This window comes from Streptomyces atratus (assembly GCF_040655115.1).
GTDB lineage: Bacteria > Actinomycetota > Actinomycetes > Streptomycetales > Streptomycetaceae > Streptomyces > Streptomyces atratus_D.
The window spans coordinates 94932-121095 of sequence record NZ_JBFAJH010000011.1 but is presented as its reverse complement, the minus strand read 5'-3'; the positions used below and the strand labels follow the sequence as shown (position 1 = coordinate 121095).

Genomic DNA, 26164 nt, shown 5'->3' with positions numbered 1-26164 from the left:
TCCGCCCGCCGCCGCGTCCGCCCCGCTACCGGGAACCGTCGATGCCCGGCCGCCGCTCGCCCATCCGGGCCCGGTCGGCGGCGACTGTGCCGTGCGCCCAGCCCTCGCCGTCCGTCACCCCGCGCACCCGGGCGCTGGTCGTCTTCGGGAACATCCGGTCCGCGGCGTCCGTGACCGCCACGTCCCGCGCCGCCAGGACCGGAAGCAGATCGCCGTCGGCGGCGGCTCCCTCCGAGACCGACGCCGCGGTCACCCGGGCGGTGTCGGACGCCAGGCGCGCGCCCAGTCGCTGGACGTACGCCATCAGGAAGGACTGACGGAACGTCTTGGTCCGCTTGCGCCCGCCGGCCCGCTGGCCCGCCTCGGCCTTCGCCATCGCCGCCGCGCCCTGGACCAGCAGGGAGGTGTACAGCAGCTCCACGGCCTCCAGGTCCGGCTCGAAGCCGACGACCGTCGAGAAGCCGAGCTCGCTGTTCCACACGGCACGGCAGCGGTTCGCGGAGGCGACGGCGTCGAGCAGGATCGCCTTCGCCGTCTCGTACGGGGCATCGACCCCGATCCGGCAGGCGCCCGGTGCCTCCTTGTTGTGCGTACGGGCGGCGAGGAGGGCCTCGTCGATGGAGTGCCGGGCCATCAGCTCCTGTGCCTTGGTGGTGAGCGCCTCCGCCTCCTCCGGGAATCCGGTCGCCTCCGCCTTCGCGAGCAGCGCGCGGATCCGGGTCAGCATGCGGGGTTCGTCGTGCGCGGCGGGCAGATCGAGCCGGAGGCCGGGGGCGCCGGGCGGCGGCCCGACCGGCTCGATCGAGGGGAGCCGGAGCAGCAGCCGGTAGAGACGGAGGAGGGCGGAGGCGTAGGAGAACCGGTCGGGCCGGTTCCGCGGTGGTGGCGCGGGCAGCTCGGCCAGTTGGGACCGCCAGCGGAGCGGCAGCCGCTCGTACCGGCCGGTCTCCGCAGTGATCAGTCCGGCGGCGAGCCCGGCCCCGTTCTCGTCGAGTTCGCGGCGGACGGTCCGTACGACATCGGCGGGCTGCCAGCCACGCTCCCAGGCGCGGCGGACGAACTCCTCACCACGCCGGACCAGTTCCGCGTCGGCCCCCGGATCGGCGGCGAGGAGGGAGGCACCGGTGTCGAGACCGGCGTCGCCGTCCGAGTAGAGGGCTGCCGCGAATGCCTGGTCGATCACCGGTTCCATGAGGTCAGGGTAGGCAGGCTGCGCGGCGCGGTAGGCCTGGCCCCACCCCGGATACGGGTTCTGGTGGTCGTGTCCGGAGGTTCCGCGCGCGGTTCGATCGAAGACATGACCTCCACTGCTGCCGCCGACGCGGTACGGCTCCGCTCCGTACGACGCTCGTACGGGAACCTCGACGCCCTCGGCGGCGTCGACCTCACCGTCCGCCCCGGCACCTTCACCGCCGTCATGGGGCCCTCCGGCTCCGGCAAGTCGACGCTCCTGCACTGCGCGGCCGGGCTCGACCGGCCGACGTCCGGCACGGTCGAGGTCGGCGGGACGGCGCTGACCGGGCTCAGCGAGCGCCGGCTGACACTGCTGCGCCGGGACCGGATCGGTTTCGTCTTCCAGTCGTTCAACCTGGTCCCCTCGCTGACCGCCGCCCAGAACGTGGCGCTGCCGCTGCGGCTCGCGGGCCGCCGGCCGTCCCGTACCGAGGTGCGCGCCTCACTCGCGCGGGTCGGACTCGCCGACCGGGCGGACCACCGGCCCACCGAACTCTCCGGCGGCCAGCAGCAACGGGTGGCACTGGCGCGGGCCCTGATCACCCGGCCCGCGGTGCTCTTCGGGGACGAACCGACCGGCGCACTGGACACCGCGACGGGCCAGGAGGTGCTGGTGATGCTGCGGGAACTGGTGGACCGGGAGGGACAGACGATCGTGATGGTCACGCATGATCCGGTGGCGGCGGCGTACGCGGACCGGGTGGTCTTCCTGGTCGACGGACACATCGCGGACGACCTGACCGGACTCTCCGTGGAACGGATCGCGGCCTGGACGACCGCAGCGCGCCCGAGCGCGGCCCGTACGGACGCCGCGGCCAGGGATCGCGCGGAGGCGGCCTCGTGCTGACCGTCGCCCTGGCCGCGCTGCGAACCCGCTGGACCACTCTCATCGGCACTTTCGTCGCGCTCGCGCTCGGCGTGGGGCTGATCGCGACCATGGGGCTGGGACTCGCCTCGACCTTCGACGCCCCGGACCGGAAGCCGCAGCGATTCGCCGCGTCGCCGGTGGTGGTGAAGGGCATCGACACGCTGACCGTGCGGGTCCGGCGCGGACCGTCCACCGCTCATGTCAGCAGGAGACTCACTCATCCACACCCTGTGGATATCAAACTCCTGCGCGACCTGGCGGCGCTCGGACCGGTGGCCCGCGACGGACAGGACGTCGGCGGCGGCCCGGACGCCGTGGGCGTGGACGCTCCCGTCGCCGAGGTCCGCCGCATCGTGGGTGACCGCGCGGAGGTCCTCACCGGCGACGAACGCCGCCGCGCCGACCCGGTGACCGAGCGGGACGCCGAGGCGCTGCCGGCCGTGAACGCCCTGCTCGGCACGGCGGGCTCCGTCACCGCGTTCGTCTCGGTCTTCGTCGTCGCGTCGACGTTCGCCTTCGCGGTGGCGCTCCGCCGACGGGAGTTCGGTCTGCTGCGCACGGCGGGCGCCACCCCCGGCCAGCTGCGGCGCATGCTGCTGGTGGAGGCGGCCGTGGTCGGTACCCTCGCCTCGGCGGCCGGATGCGCACTGGGCGCCTGGGGCGCACCGCACCTCGCCCGTCTGCTGGTCGACGGCGAGTTGGCGCCCTCCTGGTTCGCCATCCGCCCCACGGCCTGGCCGCTCCACGCGGCGTTCTGGACCGGTCTGACCGTAGCGCTGACCGGTGTCTGGGCGGCGTCGCGACGGGCGGGCAGAACGGGGCCGGCCGAGGCGCTGCGCGAGGCCGACATCGATACGGGCGTGATGCCGCCCGTGCGTCGGCTGCTGGGCTTCGCACTGCTCGCGGGCGCCGTGTTCCTGATGACGAAGTCGCTGGTCACGGACCCGTCCGGGCTGCTGAAGCGGAAGACGTACATGACACAGCCGATGGTGCTGATCACCGGCGTCGCCCTGCTCGCGCCGCTGCTCGTACGCCCGTTGACGCGGCTGCTCCGGCTTCCCGGGGCGACCGGAATGCTCGTACGGGCCAATGCGGCGGCGTCGTTGCGCCGTACAGCCGCCGTGGCCACTCCCGTACTGATCGCAGTGGCACTGGCCGGCTCGGTGCCGGGTTCCGCGATGACGGTGGCGCAGGCGAAGGGCGCCGAGGCGCGCGAGCACACCCGGGCCGATCTGGTCGTGACGGGCGCGGACCTCGAGGTACGGCCGGTCCCCGGGGCGACGCTGTCCGCGTCCGCGTCGACCGCGGTCTTCGTACGGGAGGAGGGCACCGCGCTCATCGAGGCGGAGGCGCGGGCCGTCGACGACGCGAAGACGCTCGCGGCCGTCGAGCGGCTGCCGGTGGTGGCGGGCGACGTCCGTGACCTCGACGACCGTTCGATCGTCGTGAACGAGGAGTGGGAGCAGCACACGGTGGGCGCGTCGGTACGGGTATGGCTCGGCGACGGCCGCCCGGTGTCGCTGCGGATCGCGGCGGTGCTGGCCATCGGTACGGGGAACAACGGCGCGTACGTGACGGCGGCGAACGCACCGACGGCTCCGGTGGACCGCATCGACGTACGCCTCGCCCCCGGCGCGGACAGGACGGCGGTCGCCGCCGCTCTGCACGGCTCCGGCGGCACGGTCCGGTCGACGCAGCAGTGGCTGGCCGCCACGCATCCGCGCACGAGCCCGCAGACGCGGCTCGGTCTACTGGTGGTGCTGGGCATCGCCCTCGTCTACACGGCGATCGCGCTCGCCAACACGCTGCTGATGGCGGGATCCGTACGGTCCGCGGAGCTGGGCGCACTGCGGCTGGCCGGGGCGACCCGCACGCGGGTCCTCGGGATCGTCGCCGGGGAGACGCTGCTCGCGGTGGCACTGGGGGCGGTGCTCGGTGCGGCCGTGACCGCGGTGAACCTGGCAGGACTCGGCGCCGCACTCGCCGCACTGTCCGCACCGGTGACGGTGTCGGTGGAGTGGCCGGTGGCGGGGGCCACGGCCGGGGTGTGCGCGGTGGTCGCGGTGGCGGCGGCGATCCTGCCGAGGGCCGTGCGGCACCGGTGAACGGGAGGGCGGGTCAGCGCGGGCTGTGCCTGTTGAACGCCACGAACATCGCGATGACCACGACGATCGGCACGGTCACACCGGGCGCCGGCCCGACCGGGTTGCGGCGGTTGTCCACAGAGCGGTCGGTGCCCCACTCGCTGCGGACGAGGACGGCCTCGTCGTCGCGATCGGCATCCCTGTCATGGCTGTCATCGCTCAGGATCAGCAGCGTATCGAAGCACCCCGGCCCGCGAACCTCCATGCTCGCGGCTCGGACGGTCCGGCATCGCTCCTCACGGCTACGCACGAACCCGGCAATCCGAACCCACGCCTTCCGGCAAGACACCGGCCTGCGGTGTGGGGCCGCGCGCGGCCCCACACCGCTGTCAGTCCCACCTGCCAGACTCGGACACATGACCGAACGCTGGGCTCTGGCCACCACAGAGACCGGCGGCGCCCGCCTCGCCCCCCTGACCACCGGCGGCCTCCCCGCCGCCCCGGTCCTGACCGAACCCGACCTCGTGGAGGCGGTCCGTTCCCGCCCGGACGTCATCCGCTGGGTCTGGCGGTCGACCCCCGAGATCTACCCCCGCCTGCTCGCCGCGGGCGTACGGATCGACCGCTGCTACGACATCGAGGCAGCCGAGTCCCTCCTCCTCGCGCACGAGGGCCGGCTCGGCGAACCCCGCTCCGCCGCGGCCGCCCACGCCCGCCTCCGTCACGCCCCCGTACCCCCCGATCCCCCGTCCCGCGCCGCGGAGCCCGGCTCACAGTCCTCCCTCTTCGAGCCGCGGTCCGGCACGGACATCCCCTTCGAAGCGCTCCTCCAGGTGTACGCGGAGCAGCTCCGCCGCCACGACGCCACCGCCCACGCCGGCCGCATGCGTCTGCTCACGGCCGCCGAGTCGGCCGGCATGCTGGTCGCCGCCGAGATGAACCGAGCCGGCCTGCCCTGGCGGGCCGACGTGCACCGGGGTCTCCTGCACGACCTGCTGGGCGAGCGGTACGCCGGCGGCGGCGAACCCCGCCGACTGGCCGAGCTGGCCGAAGAGGTGTCCACGGCGTTCGGCCGCCGGGTACGCCCTGACCTTCCCGCCGATGTGGTCAAGGCGTTCGCACAGGCCGGGATCAAGGTGAAGTCGACCCGCCGCTGGGAGCTGCAGGAACTGGACCATCCGGCGGTGGAGCCACTGATCGAGTACAAGAAGCTGTACCGGATCTGGACGGCGCACGGCTGGAGCTGGCTCCAGGACTGGGTGCGGGACGGCAGGTTCCGCCCCGAGTACCAGCCGGGCGGCACCGTCAGCGGCCGCTGGACCACCAACGGCGGAGGGGCGCTGCAGATCCCCAAGGTGATACGGCAGGCGGTCGTCGCCGACGAGGGCTGGCGGCTGGTCGTCGCCGACGCCGACCAGATGGAGCCGAGGGTTCTGGCCGCGATCTCCCGTGACCCCGGCCTGATGGAGGTCGCGGGCCACGACGGCGACCTCTACACGGCACTGTCGGACCGCGCCTTCCACGGCGACCGTGACCACGCCAAGCTGGCGCTGCTGGGCGCGATCTACGGCCAGACGTCGGGCGACGGCCTGAAGAACCTCGCGGCGCTGCGACGACGCTTCCCGCTTGCCGTGGCGTATGTCGACGACGCGGCGAAGGCGGGCGAGGAAGGCCGTCTCGTGCGGACCTGGCTGGGCCGGACCAGTCCGCCGGCGGCCGGGAGCGGGGAGGACGACGAGGCCGGTATCCCGCAGGAGAGCGACGAGCAGCCTTCCGAGGAGGCCGGGTTCACGCCGGGCTACGCCTCGTCGAACGCCCGGGCGCGCGGCCGCTTCACCCGTAACTTCGTGGTGCAGGGCAGCGCCGCCGACTGGGCACTGCTGTTCCTGGCCGCATTGCGCCGGTCGCTGGCCGCCGCCGGCCTCCGGGCCGAACTGGTCTTCTTCCAGCACGACGAGGTGATGGTGCACTGCCCCGAGCGGGAGGCCGAGGCAGTCGTGAAGGCGATCCGGGCCGCCGGTGACCTGGCGGGGCGGACCGCCTTCGGCATGACGCCGGTGCGCTTCCCCTTTACGACGGCGATCGTGGAACGCTACTCCGACGCCAAGTAGCAGAGCTCACGTGTCGGGGTGCTCGGCCGACCCCGTCCCGGGCTCGCCCTTCCGCAAGGGCTCCGTGGGCTGCGTCGGCTGCGTCGGCTGCGTCGTCTCCACGGGCGGAACGACGCGTCCTCTACCCGCACCCGGCCCTCCGAACCCGCCGAACCCGGCCAGCCCGTGGTCGTAGTGCACGGCCCGCAGATGCTGATGCCGGTGCCGGGCATTGAGCAGATGGATGACGTACGCCGTCAACGCGATCATCGCCAGGACGACCGCCACGGTGATCAAGGTGTCCATGAGAGACGGCCCCCTTCGCACGCGCAGGCCGAGACTTCTCCAGGCTACTCCGCGAGCCGTCCGCAAAGCTCGTCGGCCGAACGGGGAAAGCGGCCCGGACCAGGAACGTTTCCGTTCCGGCCCGGACCGGGGCGCGGCCACCCAGGTGCGGAGGCATCCGGGGCGCGCCCGCGCAGCGGCGGTGCGCGACTGCTGCGTGTCATGCAGCACGCCTCACCGCCCCGCAGATCGGTGGACGTCCGCGGCTTCTCGCTCGCCCGACGCACCGTCACCACGGCGTGCTCGGATCCGGCGGTGGCGAGCAAGGCCTCGGGCACGGCGGACCCGACGACCGGGGCCCCTGCTCCGGCCCCGGTGATGCGGGCGCAGTCCGCGGTGTCGGTGGTGGCGACGGCCGGGAGACGGGGGCGGCATCGACGGAGGCGGTGCAGGTCGTCGGGTTGCCGGCGCGAGTACGCCGGTGGCCACGGTGGCGGCACAGGCGGCCAGTACACGTCCGAGCGCGAGATCACCGAGCCCGTCGACCTCTGCCGCCCCGACGGACTGCTGGACCCGGCAGCCGTCGGATGGTCCCGGCACCCTCTGCACCGGGCGAATCTGCGCGGCTGGGGCCGGACGAAGCGGGAGAGTACTGGTGCGTGACCACACCCACTCATCTCATCGCGCTGACCGTGAGCGATCTCGACGTCCTGGCACTGAACACGGTGTACGTACTCGGGTACGGGGCGGGCGGCCGCGCGACCGAACGCACCGCGATCATCCCCGGAGGCCGCGGCGTCCACCTCCCGCAGACGGTCGCCGGAGCCCCCGCACCCACCGTCGAAAGGTCCACGTCGGCGCGCCGCCTCGGGTCTGCTCAACCGCACCGACCGGTGCTTCGGCCACTACAACGGCCGGATCAGGGACGACCGGGGCCAGGAGATCGTCGTCGAGCAGCTCCTCGGCTGGGCGGAGGATGTCCATATGCGCTGGTGATCTCCCCGGGGTCCACCCGCAGCAGTAGGTTCCCCTCATGCGAATAGGCCACCTGCTGGGCACGGAACGATCTGCCGATGTGTACGCGATGGACGAGGCGTGGGTCCTGCGCCGCTACCGCGACAGCAGTGATGCCAGACCGGAGTTGGCCGTGATGTCCTACCTCTCGGCCTTCGGCTACCCGGTCCCCCGCCTCGGCCCGAGCCCGGCCGCCGCCACCCCCTCCGACCTCGTCCTGCAACGCCTGACCGGCCCGACCATGCGGGAGTCCCTGCTCTCCGGCGCACTCACCGGGGACGAAGGAGCCGCGATCCTCGCCGGTCTCCTCACCGACCTGCACACGATCCCGGCCCGGCTCTCCCCGGATCCCGGGGACCGGATCCTCCACCTGGACCTGCACCCGGACAACGTGATGCTGACGCCCGACGGCCCGGTGGTGATCGACTGGTGGACCGCCGCGGAGGGGCCGCCCGCCCTGGACCGGGCCATGTCGTCGCTGATCCTGGCCCAGGTGGCGGTCGATCGCACCTCCCCGCTGGCAACGGGCGCCCGCTCCCTGCTCAGCGCCCTGCTTCCCCGTCTCGCCGCGCAGGGCGGCGTCCCGGACGCCCAGCTGGCCCAGGCGGTCTGTCGCCGCGCGGCGGACCCGAACCTGACGCACGACGAACGGGAGTTCATCGACGAAGCGGCGGACCTGATCAGCGCATGGGCAGGCTGAGGATCGATCCGGCGACCTGTCGCTGAGGGGCGACGGCGGTCTCGATGTGCCGGACGACCCGGAGCAGATCCCGGTGGCCGAAGTACCTCATCCGGTCGTCCTGGAACGCCTCCGCAGACATACCCCGCTCCAACTCCGCGGCACATGCGTCGAGTCGTACGCGCATGTCTTCCGTCCACTCACCATCGACGCCGAGACAGGCAGCCGCGCACCGGTCCACCTCGCGCGCCGACGGCTCACTGCTGAGCGCCCCGGACTTCCGAAGCCGCCCGCGCCAGTGACCGATCGCGAACAGGGCGCCTTCGCGCGGAGCGCCGTACCAGTGGACGCAGTCGTTCGGATCGACCTGCCCGGCCGGCACGGTCCGCTCGCCCCGCCGCTTCGCCGCGGCCCGCTCGACGGCGTACGCCCGTAGCTCCGCCTGCCACACGGCCCGGCTGGCCTCCAGCACACCGAGCGCCCTCAGCAGGGCGGCCTCGTCCCGGCGGAACGGACCGGCCTTCGCCTCCAGACAGGCCACCGTCGCCTCGAACCCGATCGGCCGGTAGAGCTGTACGCACGAACGCAGCGACACCACCCGGTGCCCATGGGGCAGGGTGGTGTCGCGCACCTTGCGCGCGAAGTTGCCGAAGCTCATCACCGAAGGCTAAGGGCTGCAGCAGGCCCTTCTCGTCCTGCAGCGGTCGCGCGAATGTCTCCTCGAAGACCGCGGTGATCGGACTGCGGACGTCCTCACCGCTCATCCCCTCCTCGTGCGCCTGGCGCTCAGTCCGCGAGCCCGGCACGCCGCGGGGAGTCGACGCCGGTCCGGGGCTGGGCCAGAGAGTGCGTGATGAACGTCCCCGCGCCCTGGCGGACCTCGACGCGACCGGCCCGTTCCAGTTCCCGGTACGCCTTCAGCGTGGTGTTCGGGTTCACTTCGGTGGCCGCGACCACCTGTGCCGCGGTGGGTGCGACAGGCCGGCACGCCCACGACCGGAAGGTCCGCGCAACCGTCCGGGTCCAGCGGGCCCCAGGAGGGGGCCACCGGATCTCGAAGAGGGTTCAGGGGATCCGACACGTGGCTCTGCCGTCCCGTCCGCTGCCCGGAGTTCGTCGAGGATCGCGGGAATCCCGTCCGGGTCCTGTGCCGTCACCACCACCGCCACCTCGCCCTCGAGGGACGGCCAGTCGGCAGCGACCCGTACGGCCGGGTGTTCTTCGAGGCGGGACAGCAGCGCCGGGAGGTCGCCGTCGGACCGGGACCGGACAGGAGGGCCATCGCCGCGGTGGTGCACGAGGGGGGCGGGCCGCGGCACCTCACCGGGCGCGTCTCGCGCCCGCAGCACCGCCCCGCTGACCAGCCAGTAGCAGGACGTCACGCGGCGTTTCATCGGCTCGCACGGACCCGGACCGCACATACGGTGGCTCCCGGTGCCCCATATCGACCCGCAAGCGTCAGTCGTCGCTGACGACTCCGATGTCGATACGTAGCTCTGCCGGGAGCCTAGCCAGTTGCCGAGATGGGTGTCACTCGGGTCGATGGACGTCTCCATCGGCGGTGTGGCTCTCACCGGTTGGCTGGTGTATTAGTTAGCTTCCTCCTTATTTGTCCGTAGTCAAGAGAAGAAGCGAAAAAGATTCACCACGGATGGGGCGGCCCGGACGCTGCATGGCGAGTGGTGGCCCGGAGGGCTGGCCGAACCGATGAAGGACAGGGCGGCACCGCCGTCGCCATCGGTGACGTCCTTGGTGACGGCCACCACACGGCCCGGGACAGCGACAGACTCGGCCAGCAGGGCGGCGCGGGCGCGCACGTGTTGGATGTCCCGGCTGATCGCGACGATGACGAACAGCAGGCCGCCGACGCAGATCAACCCTCTCGGGTAGCCCCACACGAAGAACGCCTGGAGAACCAGCCCCACCAGCAACAGAGAGACCATGGAGTTCGGCCCGCCCAGCCCCCGCGTCTCCCCCACCATGTCCGCCATGAGGGTAGAACCGCTCCGGCCGCCCCCGCGGATAGCGCACCGGGAACTCTCGGCCCAGCCATGTCTCGCCCACCACGTGACCACGCCGCCCCGCGTGCCGCAGCCTGAGCTCCCGCCCGCTGGAAGGGTTCTGGAAAGCGACCGTCACCGGTATCCCGGGCCTCTTGGAGTCACCGTGGACCGGCTGATGCACCTCCACGACCCGCGCCGTCACCCACACTGCCCGCTGGGGCCGGGTCACCCCGGCCAACGAGCACCCGTAGCCGAGCAGCGCCAGCCCCGCCGGCACCGTCCACCACAGCCCGAGTACCCCCTGAGCACCCATCCGATGACGCCCCCTCCACACCGCGACACAGTGCCGACCGTCTGCCTCCTGACGATGTGGACGCTAGGCGCGCCGCAACTCCTACCGATCCCAGGTCCACCCGGAGTCACCTTCGACCCCCGCCGTTTTCCGCGCTCCGCACCGTGGGCGGCGCCGCCCACGGCCAGGTCGGGATGTGCGCAGCGACCACCGTGTCGGCCGACATCCGTTACACCGCGCGGCCCGTTGGTCCCGCCGGCGCCTGCGAGCAGGGGACATGGGGTCCTCGACGGCGAGGTCGGCGAGGTCGGCGAGGTCGGCGAGGTCGGCGAGGTCGGCGAGGTCACCCTCGTCGGTGTCCGCCGCCTGGACCAAGAGCTCCCACTGGAGCGTTCGCCGGCGCAGCCGTGCCTTCTCTCGCGCCCCTGTGGATCCGGCGGCACGCCCAGAGGGGGAACACCGTCCGCAACGGCCCCGAGATACGCAAAAGCCCCAGGTCACGGCGAGTGAGTCCTGAGGCTTCCACAGAGCCGCCTTCGGGATTCGAACCCGAGACCTACGCATCACGAGACCACGAGCGACCGTGTCGGCTGCTGCCGCATCATGCCGTCCAGTGACGTTCTTCCTGATCAGAGCATGCGCGGCAGGTCAGCCAGTGCCACCCTGTGATGCACCGTCCGAAGGCGTCTGTCCACCGACTGTCCACCGAAGGAGCCGCACAGCCGAGGCAGTGCACCGTCGCGGAGCCGCGAACCCGCCGCCTCGACGAAGGCGGGGCCGTGAGCGCGGACGATTGTCCGGTTCCGGCAGTCACCGACCGCGCGGAGTTCCAACCTGACTCCGACGCCGCCATACGCAACAAGCCCTTGCACGGAAACGATATCGAACCCAGCGAGCCACTGATATCATTTGCTAGACTTGACATCCGCGAAGGGATCATCCACATGGCTAGAACCGTCATCGACCTCGACGAGGACATGGTCGCGGAGGCCATGCGCATCTTCGGCACCAGGACGAAGGCCAAGGCCGTGCGCCTTGCCATGGAGGACGCCGTCAAACGCCACCTGCGGCAGGAGGGCTTCGACGCCATGGACGCCGGCGAGTTCGACTTCAGCGGGATCGTCGAGAGCACCGGTCCCCGCAACGCCGACGGAAGCCTCAAGCGCGATGGCGGCCGAGCCGCCTGATGCAAGATCGCTACCTGATCGACAAGTCTGCTCTCGCACGCTGGACGACGCCCAGCGTCAGGGAGGTACTCAAGCCCCTCCACGAACGCTACCTGCTCGCCGTATGCCAGCCCACCGAGTACGAGATGATCCACTCGGCCCGGGACAGCGCGAAGGCGACACGCATCAGCACCTGGCTCCACGCCTTCGACTACCTGCGCAGCGACGACGACACCTTCACCCGCGCGCTGGAGGTCCAGCGCCATGCTCTCAACGCGGGCTTTCACCGCGCCCTGTCACTCCCCGACCTGCTGATCGCCGCCACTGCGGAGCTGAACCGGCGGACCGTCCTCCACTACGACGGCGACTTCGACATGATCGCTTCTCTCACTGGCCAGCCCACCGAGTGGGTCGTCCCGCCTGGCAGCGCCGACCGCTGAGCAAACGGCCTGTCGAATTGACACCGCACTGAACAACCGCCGGTGTCGGCGAAACCGGTCAGGGACCAGACCGCGTCACTACCGGTTCGGCAGCCGCGCCGACCGGTCAGCAGCTGTCGGGATGCACAACCGCCGAGGCCGATCGGACCTTCGCGGAGGTCAAGGGCAGACAACTTGACTGGTTGGCCCCGAAGTAGCGCAGTGCGGGCCAGGTGCTGGGCCCCACGAAGCCGTCGGCCGCGAGCACGTGGTGCGACTGAAAGTCGGCCACGGCCGCCTGAGTGCGGGGGCCGTAGTAGCCGTCCACGGTCAGGCCGTAGCCCAGACGGTTGAGTATGCACTGGGTCTCGACGGCGGCGTAGCTCCAGCTTCCGCTTGAGGGGACGTAGCTCGTGCCGTCGTAGTAGCCGTAGTAGATGAAGTAGCCGGAGTAAGCGCCGATCCGGTTCCAGCTCTGGTGGGGGCTCGAACACGAGTAGGTGGTGGCAGCGCTGGCCGCCGGGGCGGCGCAGAGGTCGACGGCCCCCGCGAGCAGGCAGGCCGCCAGAGCCGCAGTGGCTGTGTACTTGCTGACACGCATCCAAGAACTCCCTTGTCCACGGCGCAGATCCGTCCCCCGCCTCGCAGTCTCTTCGACTCCCGCACTGCCCGATACGCAGCCAGGTGCGGTGATCAGTGACCGTCGCCGTCAGGTCCGGGGCCGGCTCCGCGCGTGGAGGAACTCGCGATCGTCCTGAGATCCGCAAGGTGATCCTCGGCCCACTGCGCATACGGGCGTGCCGGGTGGCCGGCCAACCGCTCCACGGTGTCGCACCGGAAACAGCTCGGTCGCATCCCGCAGCGCGGGGGAAAGCGTCGACGGATCGGACAGGTCCCCACGCACCACCTCCACGCCCTTCGGCAGTCCGGCCCGCTCAGGACTGCGCGACAGCACCCGCGCCTGTGCCACGGCTGCCGTCAGCACGCTCGCCGGTTGGAGTCCGCCGCGAAACCCGTCGGCCGACTCGCCGAGCACCGCCGTCTCGTGTGGGAGTCGGTCACGGCGACAGGACGGTCAGGCGAGTCCGGCGAAGAAGTCCCGGATGTCCCGCGCGAGCACCTCAGGCACCTGGTGCGCGGCGTAGTGGCCGCCGACGTCGTAGGTGTTCCAGCGAACGATGTTCTTGTGATCACGCGCCGGGCTGCGCGGGGAACGCCGCCGCAGCGCGGACGCCTGCACCGGCTACCTGCGGGCCAAGAGCGAGTTCCTCGGCTACGACCGCGCGCTCGCGGCCGGCTGGCCGATCGCGACGGGAGTGATCGAAGGCGCGTGTGGGCATCGGATCTGACCGCCGACCGCCTCGACATCTCCGGTGCACGCTGGGGCCCGGCCGGCGACGAAGCTGTCCTCAAACTCCGGCCGTGGAGAGCAACGGCGACCTCGACGTCTACTTCCGCTACCACCTCGCCCGTGAACACCAACGCGTTCACCAGGGCAGATACACATTCACGGCCTGATCAACGTGCTCACTGCAGAAGAGCTGCACCCAACCCGGGATGCCGGTGTCGATGGATTGGGGCCGCAGGCGGCTGTGGGCAGCGGCGGCAGTACTCGTCGGCGCAGAGCCAGGAGCTTCCTTTGGACGATCTACCGTGCGGCGGGTCTGCCGGGCTGGGTCGGGTCGATGCTTGCCCGTTCGGTTCCGCCGCCGCGGTTGCTCGGCGGCAACATGCGGGGCCGTTCGCGCCGTGGTCGCGGCTGTGCCAGTCCATTGTCCATCTCGGCTGCGTGCAACCCGGCCAGCGGCGTCGCTGTCCTGCCAGGTGGCCGCGGGGGGTATCGGTCAGCATCCGGACGACGTCAGGCTCGGCCCGCGGGCGCGAAGGTCTGGGTCGGGGTCGTGCCGGAGTTCCTGGTGGGGATCGTCTTGCCCAGGCGGGTTGCCCCGGGGGTGCCGTCGGGCAGTACCTGGTAGCCCTCGCTCTCGTAGAACGCGATGTTGCGGTGGCTGGCGGCGCCGGTGGACAGGACGACGCGCTTGCACTCCTCCCCGGCGGACTCCGCGGTGCGCAGCATCCACCGGCCGAGGTTGTGCCCGCGGAGGTCGGGGACGACGGCGAGTCGCCCGATGTGCCAGTCGTCGCCGCTGCGACGTGTCCGCACCATCGCCAGCAGCCGGCCGTCCCACCAGAGGCCTGTGGCGTTCCAGTCGGCCAGCCACGCGCGTACCTCTTCGAGCGGCTCATGCAGGGCGGGTATGGCCAGCGTGTCGTTGGCGACGGCCTCCTCGACCCAGCAGCACCGCTGCAGCACGGTGACCTCCGGTGCGTCGTCGGGGACGAGGCGCCGTACGTACGAACCCGGCAACGGGCCTGGCAGCGTGTCATTGGAGTAGCGCTCGCGCAACGGCCGCAGTGCGTGGGCGACGCTCACCAGCTCGTCGAGGACGCCGACGGCCGCACCGGCGAGGGCCGCCTCCGGCCGGACCCGCCCATCGTGCACTGCGTCCGCGATGCGGAGCGCGACGGTGGCACCCAAGGGGACGAGGCGGAGCGTGGTCACCACCTGCTTGGCGTGCTGGACCGCTCGGGTACCCGCCGAGGTATGTCCGTAGCTGACGAAGCCCACGGGCTTCCAGGCCCATTCCGGGCCCAGATAGTCAAGCGCGTTCTTCAGGGTTGCCGGCATTCCGTAGTTGTACTCCGGTGTCACGATGACGAAGCCGTCGGCAGCTTCGGCGATCGCGCTCCAGCGCCGTGTGTGCTCGTGGCTGTAGATGCCGGTGGACGGGTGCTCCTCCTCGTCCAGGAAGGGGAGGCCGAGGTCGTCGATGGTCAGTGACATGAGGTCCACGCCGAGCTCGCCGGCACGGGGTGTGATCGTCTCGGTCAGCCACGTACCGACTGCTGGGCCGAGGGCGCCAGGGCGCGTGCTGCAGACAAGGACGAGGACGCGAAGTCTTTTCGTTGACATGGAAATGAAGCTAGCTGCTAAATTGGTTACATGTCAACGAGGTCTTCCCGTCCCGTCACCCGCTGGCTGGCCCCGGAGGAGGAGCGCGCTTGGCGGGCGTACCGCCGCATGGTGATCGCCGTACAGGCGCGCACGGCGCAGGATCTGGCGGAGCACGGATTGTCCGAACCGGACTACGAGGTGCTCAGCACCCTCTCGGAGCGGCCGGGCAACACCAGCACCCTGCGCGAGCAGGCAGCCAAAATGGAGTGGTCACGAAGCCGCCTGTCCCGCCACGCCACACGCATGGAAGCACGCGGCCTCGTTCGGCGCGCTCCGGACCCGGCTGACGGCAGGGGGTGCTTCCTGATCCTCAGCGAGCAGGGCCTGGAGACGCTCAGGAGCATCGCCCCCGCCCACGTCGCGTCGGTGAGACGCCACTTCGTAGACCGGCTCACCCCGGAGGACCTCGCGGCGCTCGAACGCATTGCCACCAAGCTGGATGGCGCCGCTGACTGAACCGACGAACCGCGCAACCACGTCCCCAGTACAGGCCCGCACCCGGACAGACGTCGACGACACCATCACCGCGAGCCCCCGTCAGGGTGGGGTGACGATGCACGGCGGCGGCAAGCTGCGCCCACATGATCCATGCCACGGACGATGGCCGGGCGCCGCTCGCGGCTACGACCGCGAGCGAGTCGGATGCCGGGAATGACCCGCCCAGCTGTCGTAACAGCACAGATCGGCGCGGTCGACCACTGCCCCTCGGACCAGCCGAGAACCTGGTCTCGACCGGCCACGACATGGCAGTCCTGACGGACTGCCATGCACAGCTGTCCACCGGCCGCCCACCGGAGGCGGTGGCCGCCTGTCCGATCCGGCCAGTCAATGCGACAAAAAAGCAGGTCAGGAACTCGGAAGACTCACCGGCAACGAGGAGTGAACCTTCGACCTGCGCATTACGATACGCAGGCCACAAGTGTCCGATAAGCCCGAATTCCAAGGTCAGCTAAAAGAGGAAACCCCAAGTCAGAGGCCTGACCTGGGGTTCACCATGGAGCCGCCTTCGGGATTCGAACCCGAGACCTACGCATTACGAGCGCGGGCCCCCATCTGGCCCCCATGAGCCGATTCGGAGCCGAAGCAGGCGTGTGATGTAGACCACGAACTGATCGAGGAAAAGCAAAAGCCCCAGGTCACGGCGAGTGAGTCCTGAGGCTTCCACAGAGCCGCCTTCGGGATTCGAACCCGAGACCTACGCATTACGAGTGCGTTGCTCTGGCCAACTGAGCTAAGGCGGCACGCCCTGTCGCACTATGGTGCGAGCAGCAGCGTCGCTAAGTTTACACAGTTTCGGAGGGTGCTCCGCACCACCCGTCTCAGGGGCCGTATGCGCAGGTCAGGGGTGGGGAAGGCCGCAGGGAGTCAGGAGCACTTCGTGCCGTCGGCCGGCGGGGTGCCGTCCAGTAGGTACGTGTTGATCGCCGTGTCGATGCAGTCGCTGCCGCGGCCGTATGCGGTGTGACCGTCGCCCTCGTACGTGAGGAGTCTGCCCGAGGAGAGCTGGGTGGCGAGGGAGCGGGCCCACTTGTACGGGGTCGCAGGGTCACGGGTGGTGCCGACCACGACGATCGGGGACGCGCCCTTCGCCGTGATGCGGTGCGCGGTGCCGGTGGGCGCGGCGGGCCAGTGGGCACAGTTCAGGGCGGCCCAGGCGAAGGCCTTGCCGAAGACCGGAGAGGCCTTCTCGAAGCTGGGGAGGGCTTGGTCGACGGCGTCCGGGCCGGTGAAGGCCGGGGGCGCGTCCAGGCAGTTCACCGCGGCGTTCGCGAACATGAGATTCGCGTACGTGCCGTTCGGCTTGCGCTCGTAGTAGCTGTCGGCCAGGGCGAGCAGGCCGGACCCGTCGCCCGCCCGCGCGCCGGCGAGGGCGCTACGGAGCTGGGGCCAGGCCCCCTCGTCGTACATGGCGGCGATGACACCGGTGGTGGCGAGGGACTCGCCGAGTTTGCGGGAGTCGCCTGCGGGGACGGGCCTGGCGTCGAGATCGGTGAAGAGCTGCTTCAGATGCGTCGCGGCGTCGGCGGTGGAGGTGGTGCCGAGCGGGCAGTCCGACTTCTTCACGCAGTCCGCCGCGAACGACTGGAAGGCGCCCTCGAAGCCCGCCGTCTGGTCGCGGTTCATCTCCAGCGACGAAAGCGACGGGTCCATCGCACCGTCGAGGACAAGACGGCCGGTCCGGCCGGGGAAGAGTTCGGCGTACGTCGCACCGAGGAAGGTGCCGTACGACGCCCCGACGTACGTCAGCTTCTCGTCGCCGAGCAGGGTTCGCAGGATGTCCATGTCGCGGGCGGTCTCGACGGTGGAGACATGCGGGAGGATCGTGCCGGAGCGCTGCTCGCAGCCGTTGGCGAACTCGTCGAAGGCGGCGCCCAGCTTCGTGACCTCGGCGCTGTCGTCGGGGGTCTGGTCGACCTGGGTGTACGCGTCCATCTGCGGGCCGCTGAGGCATTCCACGGGCTCGCTGCGGGCGACGCCACGCGGGTCGATGGCGACCATGTCGTAGCGGGCGCGGACCGGGGCGGGGTAGCCCAGGGCCGCGTAGCTCTGGAGATAGCCGACGGCCGAGCCGCCGGGGCCGCCCGGGTTCACCAGCAGGGAGCCGATCCGCTTGCCCGGTCCGGTGGCCTTCTTGCGGGAGACGGCCAGCTTGATGTCGCCGCCGTCCGGCTTCTTGTAGTCGCGCGGCGCCTTCATCGTGGCGCACTGGAAACCGGAGACGCCGCAGTCCCGCCAGGTCAGTTGCTGCGCGTAGTAGCGCTGGAGCGCCGCGGACGCGGCGGGCGTCGAGCTCGACGCACTCGTCGTCGAACTGTCTTTGCTGCAGCCGGAGATGAGTAGGCCGGTCGTGCCGAGCACGGTGGCGAAGGTACGGAGCAGACGCCTGGTATCCATCCCCGGAGCGTAGCCGCCGAGGGGCGACTGGCCCGTTTCGTTACCCATTCGGATGAATCGGCGGTGCGCGACAGGAACCGCTGCCGGATCAGCCGGCGCGCAGAGCCATCGTCATCGCCTCCACCGCGAGCAGTGGCGCCACATTGCGGTCCAGCGCCCGGCGGCAGGCGATCACCGCCTCGATCCGGCGCAGGGTGCGCTCGGGCGTGGAGGCCCCGGCGATGCGGTCGAGTGCGTCCCGTACATCGACATTGGCGAGGGCGATCTGCGAGCCCAGCTGCAGCGCCAGTACGTCGCGGTAGAAGCCCGTCAGATCGGTGAGGGCGAGGTCGAGGCTGTCGCGCTGGGTACGGGTCTTGCGGCGCTTCTGCCTGTCCTCCAGCTCCTTCATCACCCCGGCCGTGCCACGCGGCATCCGGCCTCCGGCAGCCGCGCCGAGGGCGGCCTTCATGTCCTCCGTCTCCTTGACGTCCACCTCTTCGGCGACCTGCTTCGCGTCCTCCGCGGCGGTGTCGATCAACTCCTGGGCGGCCTTGAGGCAACCGCCGATGTCCTCCACCCGGAGCGGAAGCTTGAGCACGGCCGCGCGGCGTGCACGGGCCTTCTCGTCGGTGACCAGGCGGCGGGCCCGGCCGATGTGCCCCTGGGTTGCTCGAGCGGCTGCCGCGGCCCGCTCCGGCTCGATGCCGTCACGCCGGACCAGCACATCGGCAACGGCGTCGACGGCGGGCGTGCGCAGGGTGAGGTGACGGCAGCGGGACCGGATGGTGGGCAGCACATCTTCGAGCGAGGGCGCGCAGAGCAGCCACACCGTACGGGGCGCGGGCTCCTCGACCGCCTTCAGGAGCACGTTTCCCGCGCCCTCGGTGAGACGGTCGGCGTCCTCCAGGATGATCACCTGCCAGCGGCCCACCGCCGGGGACAGCTGGGCGCGGCGGACCAGCTCACGGGTCTCCTTCACGCCGATGGAGAGCAGGTCCGTACGGACCACCTCGACGTCGGCATGCGTCCCGATGAGGCTGGTGTGGCAGCCGTCGCAGAAACCGCACCCCGGTGCGCCGCCCAGCGCGCGGTCCGGGCTGGTGCACTGGAGCGCGGCGGCGAAGGCGCGGGCAGCGGTGGACCGCCCGGAACCCGGCGGTCCGGTGAACAGCCAGGCGTGGGTCATCTTCGACCCCAAAGGCACCTGCTCCCCCATGGAAATGGCGGTGACCAGCGCATCGGCGTCCCGGGCGGCGGCACCGAGCTGCTCCTGCACCCGGCCCTGGCCGACCAGGTCGTCCCATACGGTCATGGGTCACCGCCCTTTCGGTGGTGGTCTACGGCTCCGGCTTCCCATTGTGGGGGAAGGGTCTGACATTCCCGGCGATCCGGTCCGGCCCTTCCCGGGCCCACCCGCCGCGGCCGCTCTCAGCGGCGCGGCCGGCGGCCCCGTCCGGAAGTGCCGCGGCCCTCGTCGTCCCGGTCGTGGTCACCGAGCAGTTCGTCGGCCAGGGTCGGCAGATCGTCCAGCGGAGTCTCCTCGGCCCAGTCCGGGCGATGGCGGCGGCCGCTGCCCGGACGCTCCTGGCGCCGGTCCTCGGAGGCCTCCGGGGCAGCATGCGGATCGCTGAACTGCGGCAGCTCACGGGTGCGCTCGTTCTCGCCCTCCGGCCCGGCGTCCGCCGGGCGCTCGTCGCGGAAGATGCCCCGCGGAACCCGGTCCGCCGGCTGCTCGTCCCGTACCGGCGGGAGTACCGCCGTCTCGTCCGCGGAGCCCGTGGCGTCCCGTACCGCAGGCCGCTCGGACGAATCGGCGATCCTCGGGATCATCGTCGTCTCGGCCTGGTCCGAAGGCGTGTCGACCGGTGACGGCACCGGCTGCGTCACCTCGTTCGGGCTCACGACCGGCGTCGGCACCGTCAGCTCGTTGTCCGGGACGGAAGCGGCCGCCTGCGCGCGGGCGGCCTCCGCCGCCGCGGCGGCGGAGGCCTGCCGCCGGGCCGCCTCGGCCCGCAGCAGCGCCTCCTCCGCCTTGCGCTGCTTCTCCAGCCGCCGCGCCTCGGCCTCCTTGCGCAGCCGGGCCTCCTCCTGGGCCTGCCTGCGCAGCCGCTCCTGTTCGGCCTCGCGCGCCTGCTCCTCGGCCTCGCGCCTGGCCCGCTCCTCCTCGGCGACACGACGGGCCTCCTCGGCCCGCTGCCGGGCCTCCTCCGCCTGCCGCTCGGCCTCGCGCTGCCGCGCCTCCTCCAGCTCCTGGCGCTTGCGCTCCTCCTCCTCGGCGCGGAGCTTGGCGAGCTGCTCCTGACGCTCGCGCTCCAGCCGCTCCTCCTCCGCCCTGCGCGCCGCCTCTTCCTCGGCCTTGCGCCTGGCCTCTTCCTCAGCCGCCTTGCGCGCCTCCTCCTGGGCCTTGATCTCGGCCTCGGAGAGCGGCAGGAGCTGGTCGAGCCGGTGACGCACAACGGTGGTGATCGATTCCGGTTCCTGGCCGGCGTCCACCACCAGGTAGCGGGTCGGGTCCGCGGCGGCCAGCGTGAGGAAACCGGACCGTACCCGGGCGTGGAACTCGGGCGGCTCGGACTCCAGCCGGTCGGGCGCCTCGGTGAACCGTTCCCGCGCGGTCTCGGGGTCGACATCGAGCAGCACCGTCAGATGCGGAACGAGTCCACTCGTCGCCCACCGCGAGATCCGGGCGATCTCGGTCGGGGAGAGGTCGCGTCCCGCGCCCTGGTAGGCGACGGACGAGTCGATGTAGCGGTCGGAGATGACGATCGCGCCGCGCTCCAGCGCCGGACGGACCACCGAGTCGATGTGCTCGGCGCGGTCGGCGGCGTAGAGCAGCGCCTCGGCCCGGTTCGAGAGCCCGGCCGACGACACGTCGAGCAGGATCGAGCGCAGCCGCTTGCCGACCGGTGTGGCGCCCGGCTCGCGGGTGACGACGACCTCATGGCCCTTGGCCCGGATCCACTCGGCGAGCGCCTCGACCTGGGTGGACTTACCGGCCCCGTCACCGCCCTCCAGAACCAGGAAGAAGCCGGTGGCGGCGGGCGCGACAGCCGGCTCGCCGCCGCGCAGGGCCTCGCGCAGATCACGGCGCAGCGGCACTCCGGAACGGTCGTCCGTCTTCGCGAGGACGATGGCGGCGACCGGCAGCAGCAGGGCGCCGATGAGCATGAGGGCGAACGCGGCGCCGCCGTGCGCGAAGACGAAGCCGCCGACCGTCAGCCGATGGGTGCCGATCGCTGCGGCCAGCAGCGGCCCCCCGACCGCGCCGAGCGCGATCGGGACCCGGACGACTGCCTGGAGGTGCTCGGTCGCCCTGGCCCGGCGGGACTCCTCGGTCTCCTGGTCGACGAGCGTGTGGCCCGTGTTGGCCGCGACACCCGCCGCGTAACCCGCGAGGACCGCGAGGAACACCACGGTCGCCGTGTCCGGCACCAGCCCCGTCGCGAGGAGCGCGACCCCGGTGACGGCGGTGGCGAAGGCCAGCAGCCGGCGTCGCGACAGGGTGGGCAGCACCTTTTCCGCGGTACGGATACCGGCAGCCGTGGCGCCCGTCAGGGCGAGGATCAGCAGGGCGAACGTGACCGGCCCGCCACCGAGGTCGTCGGCGTGCAGTGCGAAGACGGCGGCCGCGGCGGCGATCGCTCCGGCGACGGCCGCGCACGCGCCGACGATCATCGGGACGGCACCGGTGCGACCCTTGTCCGGGCCGCTGCCGGTGGACGGCCGTCGCAGGCCCTCCAGGGGCGAGCGCGGGCGGGGCGTCGGCGAGCCGGGAAGTTCGAGGAAGTAGAGGGTCGAGATCGAGGCGGAGAACAGTCCGGCCGCGACGTACGAGCCGAGGGCCGCCTGGTGGAAGGAGAACCACTCGAGACCCGAGCCCAGCAGATTGCCGATCAGCGTGGCGATCAGGAGAACGGCCGCGGCGGCGGGGACGGCGGCGAAGTCCGTACGGAGGGAGAGCCTGCGCAGGGCGTCGAGGTGGTCCGGCAGCGGGCGCACCACGGCGACCTCGGGGGGCGGGGAGGGCAGCAGCGCGGGCGCGGCGCTCTCCTTCGCGACCGTCCACAGCCGTTCGCCGGCGCCGGTGAGGAAGACCGTGATGAGGATCATCATGAGCGCCCGGTCGGGCATCCAGTCGATCCACAGCGGCGCGACGACGAGCAGCGCGAGCCGGAGGCCGTCCGCCCCGATCATCAGCCACCGCCGGTCCAGCGGTCCACCGGGCGCGGTGAGCGTCGTCAGCGGCCCCAGGAGTACGGCTCCGAAGAGGAGCGTGGCAAGGATTCGGGCACCGAACACGGCGGCGACGGCAAAGGCCGCCCCGCGGTATCCGGATCCGAATGAGCCCTCAAGGACCGCCGCTTGCAGCGACAGCAGCACCAGCACGAGAAGGGCGAGTGCATCGCCGATACCGCCGACGAGCTGGGCGCTCCACAACCGCCTCAGCGGGGGAACACGCAACAGGGCTCGTACGGCGCGCTCGCGTGAGTCTGCGGCAAGTGTGTCGGAGGTGGGGCTCACGACCGTTGGCTGCTCGGCTCGCGTCATCCGCCCAGCCTATCCGGAGTGGTGCGCTCGGCGATGGCCCCGTCCGAACATATGGGCGCCCGAGCGGGATGCGGAGATGCTCCCCGCACGCCGGAGGGGCTGGAATGTCCAGCCCCTCGGGTGTTCGGAAACGCGTTGACCGCCGGTGCGGTCAGTCCTCCACGGACGCCGCGGTCGTCTTCTTGGCGGCCGTCGTCTTCTTCGCCGCCGCCTTCTTGGCCGTCGTCGCCTTCTTCGCGGGCGCCTTCTTCGCCGGGGCCTTCTTCGCCGTCTTCTTCTTGGCGGGTCCCTTGGCGCGCTTCTCCGCCAGGAGCTCGTAGCCGCGCTCCGGCGTGATGTCCTCGACGCTGTCGTCGGTCCGCAGCGTCGCGTTCGTCTCGCCGTCGGTGACGTACGCGCCGAAGCGCCCGTCCTTGACGACGACCGGAGCGCCGCTCACCGGGTCCGTGCCCAGTTCCTTCAGCGGCGGCTTGGCGGCGGCGCGCCCCCGCTGCTTGGGCTGGGCGTAGATCGCGAGGGCCTCTTCGAGCGTGATGTCGAAGAGCTGGTCCTCGGACGTCAGCGAACGCGAGTCCGTGCCCTTCTTCAGGTACGGGCCGTAGCGGCCGTTCTGCGCAGTGATCTCGACACCCTCGGCGTCCTCGCCGACGACCCGCGGCAGCGACATCAGCTTGAGCGCGTCCGCCAGCGTCACCGTGTCCAGCGACATCGACTTGAAGAGCGACGCGGTCCGCGGCTTCACCGCGTTCTTGCCGGTCTTCGGCGTGCCCTCGGGCAGCACCTCGGTGACGTACGGGCCGTACCGGCCGTCCTTCGCGATGATCTGGTTGCCGGTGACCGGGTCCGCGCCGAGCTCGTAGTCACCGCTCGGCTTGGCCAGCAGCTCCTCCGCGTACTCGACCGACAGCTCGTCGGGCGCCAGGTCCTCCGGCACGTCCGCGCGCTGGTGGCCTTCGGCGTCCTTCTCCCCGCGCTCGATGTACGGGCCGTACCGCCCGACGCGGAGCTTGATGTCGTTGCCGACGGGGAAGGAGGAGATCTCCCGGGCGTCGATCGCGCCGAGGTCGGTGACGAGCTCCTTGAGACCGCCGAGGTGGTCGCCGTCGCCGTTGCCCGCGGCGGAGGCCGCGCCACTGACGGTGTCGTCGCCCTCGCCGAAGTAGAAACGCCTCAGCCACGGCACGGACTGGGCCTCGCCCCGCGCGATGCGGTCGAGGTCGTCCTCCATCCGCGCGGTGAAGTCGTAGTCGACGAGCCGGCCGAAGTGCTTCTCCAGCAGGTTGACCACGGCGAAGGAGAGGAAGGACGGGACGAGCGCCGTGCCCTTCTTGAAGACGTAGCCGCGGTCGAGAATGGTGCCAATGATGGAGGCGTACGTCGACGGGCGGCCGATCTCGCGCTCTTCCAGCTCCTTGACCAGCGAGGCCTCGGTGTAGCGGGCCGGCGGCTTGGTGGCGTGGCCGTCGACCGAGATCTCGTCGGCGGACAGCGCGTCGCCCTCGGCGACCTGCGGCAAGCGGCGCTCGCGGTCGTCGAGCTCGGCGTTCGGGTCGTCGGCGCCTTCGACGTACGCCTTCATGAAGCCGTGGAAGGTGATCGTCTTGCCGGACGCCGAGAACTCGGCGTCGCGTCCGTCGCCCGCCCGGCCGCCGATCTTCACGGTGACGGAGTTACCGACCGCGTCCTTCATCTGGGAGGCGACGGTCCGCTTCCAGATCAGTTCGTAGAGCCGGAACTGGTCGCCGGTCAGACCGGTCTCGGCGGGCGTGCGGAAACGGTCGCCCGAGGGGCGGATCGCCTCGTGCGCCTCCTGCGCGTTCTTGACCTTCCCGACGTACGTACGCGGCTTGTCCGGCAGGTAGTCGGCGCCGTACAACTGCGTGACCTGCGCCCTCGCCGCGGAGACCGCGGTGTCGGAGAGGGTCGTGGAGTCGGTACGCATGTAGGTGATGAAGCCGTTCTCGTACAGCTTCTGTGCGACCTGCATGGTGGCCTTCGCCCCGAAGCCCAGCTTCCGGCTCGCCTCCTGCTGGAGGGTCGTCGTGCGGAACGGGGCGTACGGGGAGCGGCGGTACGGCTTCGACTCGACGGACCGTACGGCGAACGCGGAGTCGGCGAGCGCGGTGGCCAGGGCCCGGGCGTTCGTCTCGTCCAGGTGCAGCACCTGGCCGGAGCCGGATTTCAGCTGTCCGTCCGGACCGAAGTCGCGGCCCTGGGCGATCCGGCGGCCGTCGACCGCGCTGAGGCGGGCGGTCAGCGTCGACGGGTCGGAGGCGTCACCGGTACGGCCGGTGGCAAAGGTGCCGGTCAGATCCCAGTACTCGGCGGAACGGAAGGCGATGCGCTCGCGCTCCCGCTCGACGACGAGGCGGGTGGCGACGGACTGGACGCGGCCGGCCGACAGCCGCGGCATGACCTTCTTCCACAGGACCGGCGAGACCTCGTAGCCGTAGAGACGGTCGAGGATACGGCGGGTCTCCTGGGCGTCGACCATGCGCTGATTGAGCTCGCGCGGGTTGGCCACCGCCTCCCGGATCGCGTCCTTGGTGATCTCGTGGAAGACCATCCGGTGGACCGGGACCTTCGGCTTGAGCACTTCCTGCAGGTGCCACGCGATGGCTTCGCCCTCGCGGTCCTCATCGGTGGCGAGGAAGAGTTCGTCGGACTCGGCCAGCAGCTGCTTGAGTTTCCTGACCTGCGCCTTCTTGTCCGCGTTGACGACATAGATGGGCTGGAAGTCATGCTCGACGTCGACGCCGAGCCGACGGACCTCGCCGGTGTACTCGTCCGGCACCTCTGCGGCGCCGTTCGGCAGGTCGCGGATGTGCCCGACGCTCGCCTCGACGACGTATCCGGGGCCGAGGTAGCCCTTGATCGTCTTCGCCTTGGCAGGCGACTCGACGATGACGAGTCGGCGGCCGCCCTGTGCGGTCTCGCTGGTCGGGGACAACTTCGCTCTTCTCTCCGGTCGACACTCAGTGGGCATCCGGGCAGCGCGATGACGCTGCCGACGGTGCTGTCGCTGCGGAGTGTGACGGTACAACCCGCCCCCGTGTCAAACGGCAAAAGCCCGCAACGGCCACTCGAACGGTAACCCGACTTCCGCCATTCCTGCCGCCCGGAGTGCCCGATACGCGGCGTGCGCGGTCGCTGCCTGCGGGTTTCGCAGCGCCGTGGCGGTGCTGCGGCCGCCGGAGGAGAGGAGCGGGACAGCCGGGCGTGTTCACCTCCCGGGCCGGGTGATCACACGGTGGGCGACGTGGATGCCGAGGCCGCAGCGGTGGATCAGATGCGGGTGAGACACCCCACACCGAGGAGGAGGCAAAGTACGCCGAACAGAGTGGCGAGTGTGGCGGAGACAACGGGGCGCACCTCGTGCGCCACCGGCGCGCGGTGCACGACGCGCGCCCCCGTCCAGACCAGCAGCGCGGTCCCGAACAGCGTGAACGTCGTTCCGGCGAATACCGCAGGTCCGCTCTCCATGGCCGTACGCCTCTCTGTCCCCGCCCGGCCCGGGGCCACTGCCCGCGTCGAGTCAGGGGGGAGGCTGCCACCTCGGGGCGACACCGATGCGAACCCCGGGTGAACTC

Annotated in this window: 21 protein-coding genes, 1 tRNA gene and 2 pseudogenes; 9 read left to right on the top strand and 15 right to left on the bottom strand. The window is 71.3% G+C overall.

Going from position 1 to position 26164, the window contains the following annotated elements; genetic code table 11:
- Positions 1–25: 25 nt before the first annotated feature.
- On the bottom strand, positions 26–1192 hold the full coding sequence (locus AB0I23_RS15805) for a DUF2786 domain-containing protein (protein ID WP_359109745.1): 1167 nt from the start codon (positions 1190–1192) through the stop codon (positions 26–28).
- A gap of 105 nt (positions 1193–1297) precedes the next feature.
- On the opposite strand from AB0I23_RS15805, the gene AB0I23_RS15800 reads away from it, so the two are divergent.
- On the top strand, positions 1298–2080 hold the full coding sequence (locus tag AB0I23_RS15800; protein ID WP_359109744.1) for an ABC transporter ATP-binding protein: 783 nt from the start codon (positions 1298–1300) through the stop codon (positions 2078–2080).
- Positions 2074–4206 (top strand): ABC transporter permease, encoded by a 2133-nt coding sequence (locus AB0I23_RS15795; protein ID WP_359109743.1) that lies wholly within the window; start codon positions 2074–2076, stop codon positions 4204–4206. Before AB0I23_RS15800 ends, AB0I23_RS15795 begins: the two co-directional genes overlap by 7 nt.
- Before the next feature lie 13 nt (positions 4207–4219).
- Here AB0I23_RS15795 and AB0I23_RS15790 read toward each other — a convergent pair whose 3' ends face one another.
- Positions 4220–4450, bottom strand: coding sequence for a hypothetical protein (locus AB0I23_RS15790; RefSeq protein WP_359109742.1), 231 nt, complete (start codon positions 4448–4450; stop codon positions 4220–4222).
- A 151-nt stretch (positions 4451–4601) separates the two neighbouring features.
- On the opposite strand from AB0I23_RS15790, the gene AB0I23_RS15785 reads away from it, so the two are divergent.
- The gene (locus AB0I23_RS15785; protein WP_359109741.1) at positions 4602–6296 is read left to right on the top strand and encodes a bifunctional 3'-5' exonuclease/DNA polymerase; all 1695 of its coding nucleotides are present in this window, start codon (positions 4602–4604) and stop codon (positions 6294–6296) included.
- 6 nt (positions 6297–6302) lie between these two features.
- Here the strand turns inward: AB0I23_RS15785 and AB0I23_RS15780 are convergent, their stop codons facing one another.
- On the bottom strand, positions 6303–6581 hold the full coding sequence (locus AB0I23_RS15780) for a hypothetical protein (RefSeq protein WP_359109740.1): 279 nt from the start codon (positions 6579–6581) through the stop codon (positions 6303–6305).
- Positions 6582–7088: 507 nt separating this feature from the next.
- Here AB0I23_RS15780 and AB0I23_RS15775 point away from each other — a divergent pair.
- The 3 genes and pseudogenes from AB0I23_RS15775 to AB0I23_RS15765 all read left to right on the top strand — a co-directional run.
- A pseudogene (locus AB0I23_RS15775) lies at positions 7089–7390 on the top strand (DUF2804 family protein); the annotation flags it as partial.
- Positions 7391–7433: 43 nt separating this feature from the next.
- Positions 7434–7556 (top strand): DUF2804 family protein, encoded by a 123-nt coding sequence (locus tag AB0I23_RS15770; protein ID WP_359109821.1) that lies wholly within the window; start codon positions 7434–7436, stop codon positions 7554–7556.
- A gap of 37 nt (positions 7557–7593) precedes the next feature.
- Positions 7594–8274, top strand: a complete 681-nt coding sequence (locus tag AB0I23_RS15765) for a phosphotransferase (protein WP_359109739.1) — start codon at positions 7594–7596, stop codon at positions 8272–8274.
- On the opposite strand, the gene AB0I23_RS15760 is transcribed toward AB0I23_RS15765, so the two are convergent.
- The 3 genes and pseudogenes from AB0I23_RS15760 to AB0I23_RS15750 form a co-directional block, all read right to left on the bottom strand.
- Positions 8255–8911, bottom strand: coding sequence for a hypothetical protein (locus tag AB0I23_RS15760; RefSeq protein WP_359109738.1), 657 nt, complete (start codon positions 8909–8911; stop codon positions 8255–8257). The two genes, AB0I23_RS15765 and AB0I23_RS15760, sit on opposite strands and share 20 nt — an antisense overlap.
- Positions 8912–8963: 52 nt before the next feature.
- A pseudogene (locus AB0I23_RS15755) lies at positions 8964–9225 on the bottom strand (GntR family transcriptional regulator); the annotation flags it as partial.
- A gap of 647 nt (positions 9226–9872) precedes the next feature.
- Complete coding sequence (locus AB0I23_RS15750; RefSeq protein ID WP_359109737.1) at positions 9873–10244, bottom strand: hypothetical protein; 372 nt, start codon at positions 10242–10244, stop codon at positions 9873–9875.
- Positions 10245–11492: 1248 nt separating this feature from the next.
- Between AB0I23_RS15750 and AB0I23_RS15745 the strand changes: the two genes are divergently transcribed.
- Positions 11493–11735, top strand: coding sequence for a type II toxin-antitoxin system VapB family antitoxin (locus tag AB0I23_RS15745; RefSeq protein WP_359109820.1), 243 nt, complete (start codon positions 11493–11495; stop codon positions 11733–11735).
- Positions 11735–12154, top strand: a complete 420-nt coding sequence (locus AB0I23_RS15740; RefSeq protein ID WP_359109736.1) for a PIN domain nuclease — start codon at positions 11735–11737, stop codon at positions 12152–12154. Before AB0I23_RS15745 ends, AB0I23_RS15740 begins: the two co-directional genes overlap by 1 nt.
- Positions 12155–12260: 106 nt before the next feature.
- Here AB0I23_RS15740 and AB0I23_RS15735 read toward each other — a convergent pair whose 3' ends face one another.
- The 3 genes from AB0I23_RS15735 to AB0I23_RS15715 form a co-directional block, all read right to left on the bottom strand.
- Positions 12261–12734, bottom strand: a complete 474-nt coding sequence (locus AB0I23_RS15735; RefSeq protein ID WP_359109735.1) for a peptidoglycan-binding domain-containing protein — start codon at positions 12732–12734, stop codon at positions 12261–12263.
- Positions 12735–13208: 474 nt separating this feature from the next.
- The gene (locus AB0I23_RS15725) at positions 13209–13373 is read right to left on the bottom strand and encodes a hypothetical protein (RefSeq protein WP_359109734.1); all 165 of its coding nucleotides are present in this window, start codon (positions 13371–13373) and stop codon (positions 13209–13211) included.
- A gap of 621 nt (positions 13374–13994) precedes the next feature.
- Positions 13995–15107: a bifunctional NAD(P)H-dependent oxidoreductase/GNAT family N-acetyltransferase gene (locus AB0I23_RS15715; protein ID WP_359109733.1), complete on the bottom strand. Its 1113-nt coding sequence runs from the start codon at positions 15105–15107 to the stop codon at positions 13995–13997.
- A 30-nt stretch (positions 15108–15137) separates the two neighbouring features.
- Here AB0I23_RS15715 and AB0I23_RS15710 point away from each other — a divergent pair, with 30 nt between their 5' ends.
- Positions 15138–15605, top strand: coding sequence for a MarR family winged helix-turn-helix transcriptional regulator (locus AB0I23_RS15710; protein ID WP_359109732.1), 468 nt, complete (start codon positions 15138–15140; stop codon positions 15603–15605).
- A gap of 711 nt (positions 15606–16316) precedes the next feature.
- On the opposite strand, the gene AB0I23_RS15705 is transcribed toward AB0I23_RS15710, so the two are convergent.
- The 6 genes from AB0I23_RS15705 to AB0I23_RS15680 all read right to left on the bottom strand — a co-directional run bounded on the left by AB0I23_RS15705 (position 16317) and on the right by AB0I23_RS15680 (position 26057).
- Positions 16317–16390 (bottom strand) — tRNA-Thr (locus tag AB0I23_RS15705).
- Positions 16391–16514: 124 nt separating this feature from the next.
- Complete coding sequence (locus tag AB0I23_RS15700; RefSeq protein WP_359109731.1) at positions 16515–18044, bottom strand: alpha/beta hydrolase; 1530 nt, start codon at positions 18042–18044, stop codon at positions 16515–16517.
- A gap of 88 nt (positions 18045–18132) precedes the next feature.
- Positions 18133–19338, bottom strand: coding sequence for a DNA polymerase III subunit delta' (locus AB0I23_RS15695; RefSeq protein ID WP_359109730.1), 1206 nt, complete (start codon positions 19336–19338; stop codon positions 18133–18135).
- Positions 19339–19454: 116 nt separating this feature from the next.
- Positions 19455–22574 (bottom strand): dTMP kinase, encoded by a 3120-nt coding sequence (gene tmk, locus AB0I23_RS15690; protein ID WP_359109729.1) that lies wholly within the window; start codon positions 22572–22574, stop codon positions 19455–19457.
- Between the two features lie 151 nt (positions 22575–22725).
- Complete coding sequence (gene topA / locus AB0I23_RS15685; protein WP_359109728.1) at positions 22726–25524, bottom strand: type I DNA topoisomerase; 2799 nt, start codon at positions 25522–25524, stop codon at positions 22726–22728.
- A 335-nt stretch (positions 25525–25859) separates the two neighbouring features.
- Entirely contained in the window at positions 25860–26057 is a 198-nt protein-coding gene (locus AB0I23_RS15680) for a hypothetical protein (RefSeq protein ID WP_359109727.1), read from the bottom strand.
- Positions 26058–26164: the final 107 nt, after the last annotated feature.

Bases quoted from the DNA above. Each gene is read 5' to 3' on its own strand.
- AB0I23_RS15735 (WP_359109735.1), bottom strand. From the start codon at position 12,734: ATGCGTGTCAGCAAGTACACAGCCACTGCGGCTCTGGCGGCCTGCCTG.
- AB0I23_RS15750 (WP_359109737.1), bottom strand. From the start codon at position 10,244: ATGGCGGACATGGTGGGGGAGACGCGGGGGCTGGGCGGGCCGAACTCC.
- AB0I23_RS15695 (WP_359109730.1), bottom strand. From the start codon at position 19,338: ATGACCGTATGGGACGACCTGGTCGGCCAGGGCCGGGTGCAGGAGCAG.
- tmk (WP_359109729.1), bottom strand. From the start codon at position 22,574: ATGACGCGAGCCGAGCAGCCAACGGTCGTGAGCCCCACCTCCGACACA.
- AB0I23_RS15805 (WP_359109745.1), bottom strand. From the start codon at position 1,192: ATGGAACCGGTGATCGACCAGGCATTCGCGGCAGCCCTCTACTCGGAC.
- AB0I23_RS15745 (WP_359109820.1), top strand. From the start codon at position 11,493: ATGGCTAGAACCGTCATCGACCTCGACGAGGACATGGTCGCGGAGGCC.
- AB0I23_RS15700 (WP_359109731.1), bottom strand. From the start codon at position 18,044: ATGGATACCAGGCGTCTGCTCCGTACCTTCGCCACCGTGCTCGGCACG.
- AB0I23_RS15790 (WP_359109742.1), bottom strand. From the start codon at position 4,450: ATGGAGGTTCGCGGGCCGGGGTGCTTCGATACGCTGCTGATCCTGAGC.
- AB0I23_RS15710 (WP_359109732.1), top strand. From the start codon at position 15,138: ATGTCAACGAGGTCTTCCCGTCCCGTCACCCGCTGGCTGGCCCCGGAG.
- AB0I23_RS15785 (WP_359109741.1), top strand. From the start codon at position 4,602: ATGACCGAACGCTGGGCTCTGGCCACCACAGAGACCGGCGGCGCCCGC.
- AB0I23_RS15680 (WP_359109727.1), bottom strand. From the start codon at position 26,057: ATGGAGAGCGGACCTGCGGTATTCGCCGGAACGACGTTCACGCTGTTC.
- AB0I23_RS15800 (WP_359109744.1), top strand. From the start codon at position 1,298: ATGACCTCCACTGCTGCCGCCGACGCGGTACGGCTCCGCTCCGTACGA.
- AB0I23_RS15765 (WP_359109739.1), top strand. From the start codon at position 7,594: ATGCGAATAGGCCACCTGCTGGGCACGGAACGATCTGCCGATGTGTAC.
- AB0I23_RS15740 (WP_359109736.1), top strand. From the start codon at position 11,735: ATGCAAGATCGCTACCTGATCGACAAGTCTGCTCTCGCACGCTGGACG.
- AB0I23_RS15715 (WP_359109733.1), bottom strand. From the start codon at position 15,107: ATGTCAACGAAAAGACTTCGCGTCCTCGTCCTTGTCTGCAGCACGCGC.
- AB0I23_RS15760 (WP_359109738.1), bottom strand. From the start codon at position 8,911: ATGAGCTTCGGCAACTTCGCGCGCAAGGTGCGCGACACCACCCTGCCC.
- AB0I23_RS15780 (WP_359109740.1), bottom strand. From the start codon at position 6,581: ATGGACACCTTGATCACCGTGGCGGTCGTCCTGGCGATGATCGCGTTG.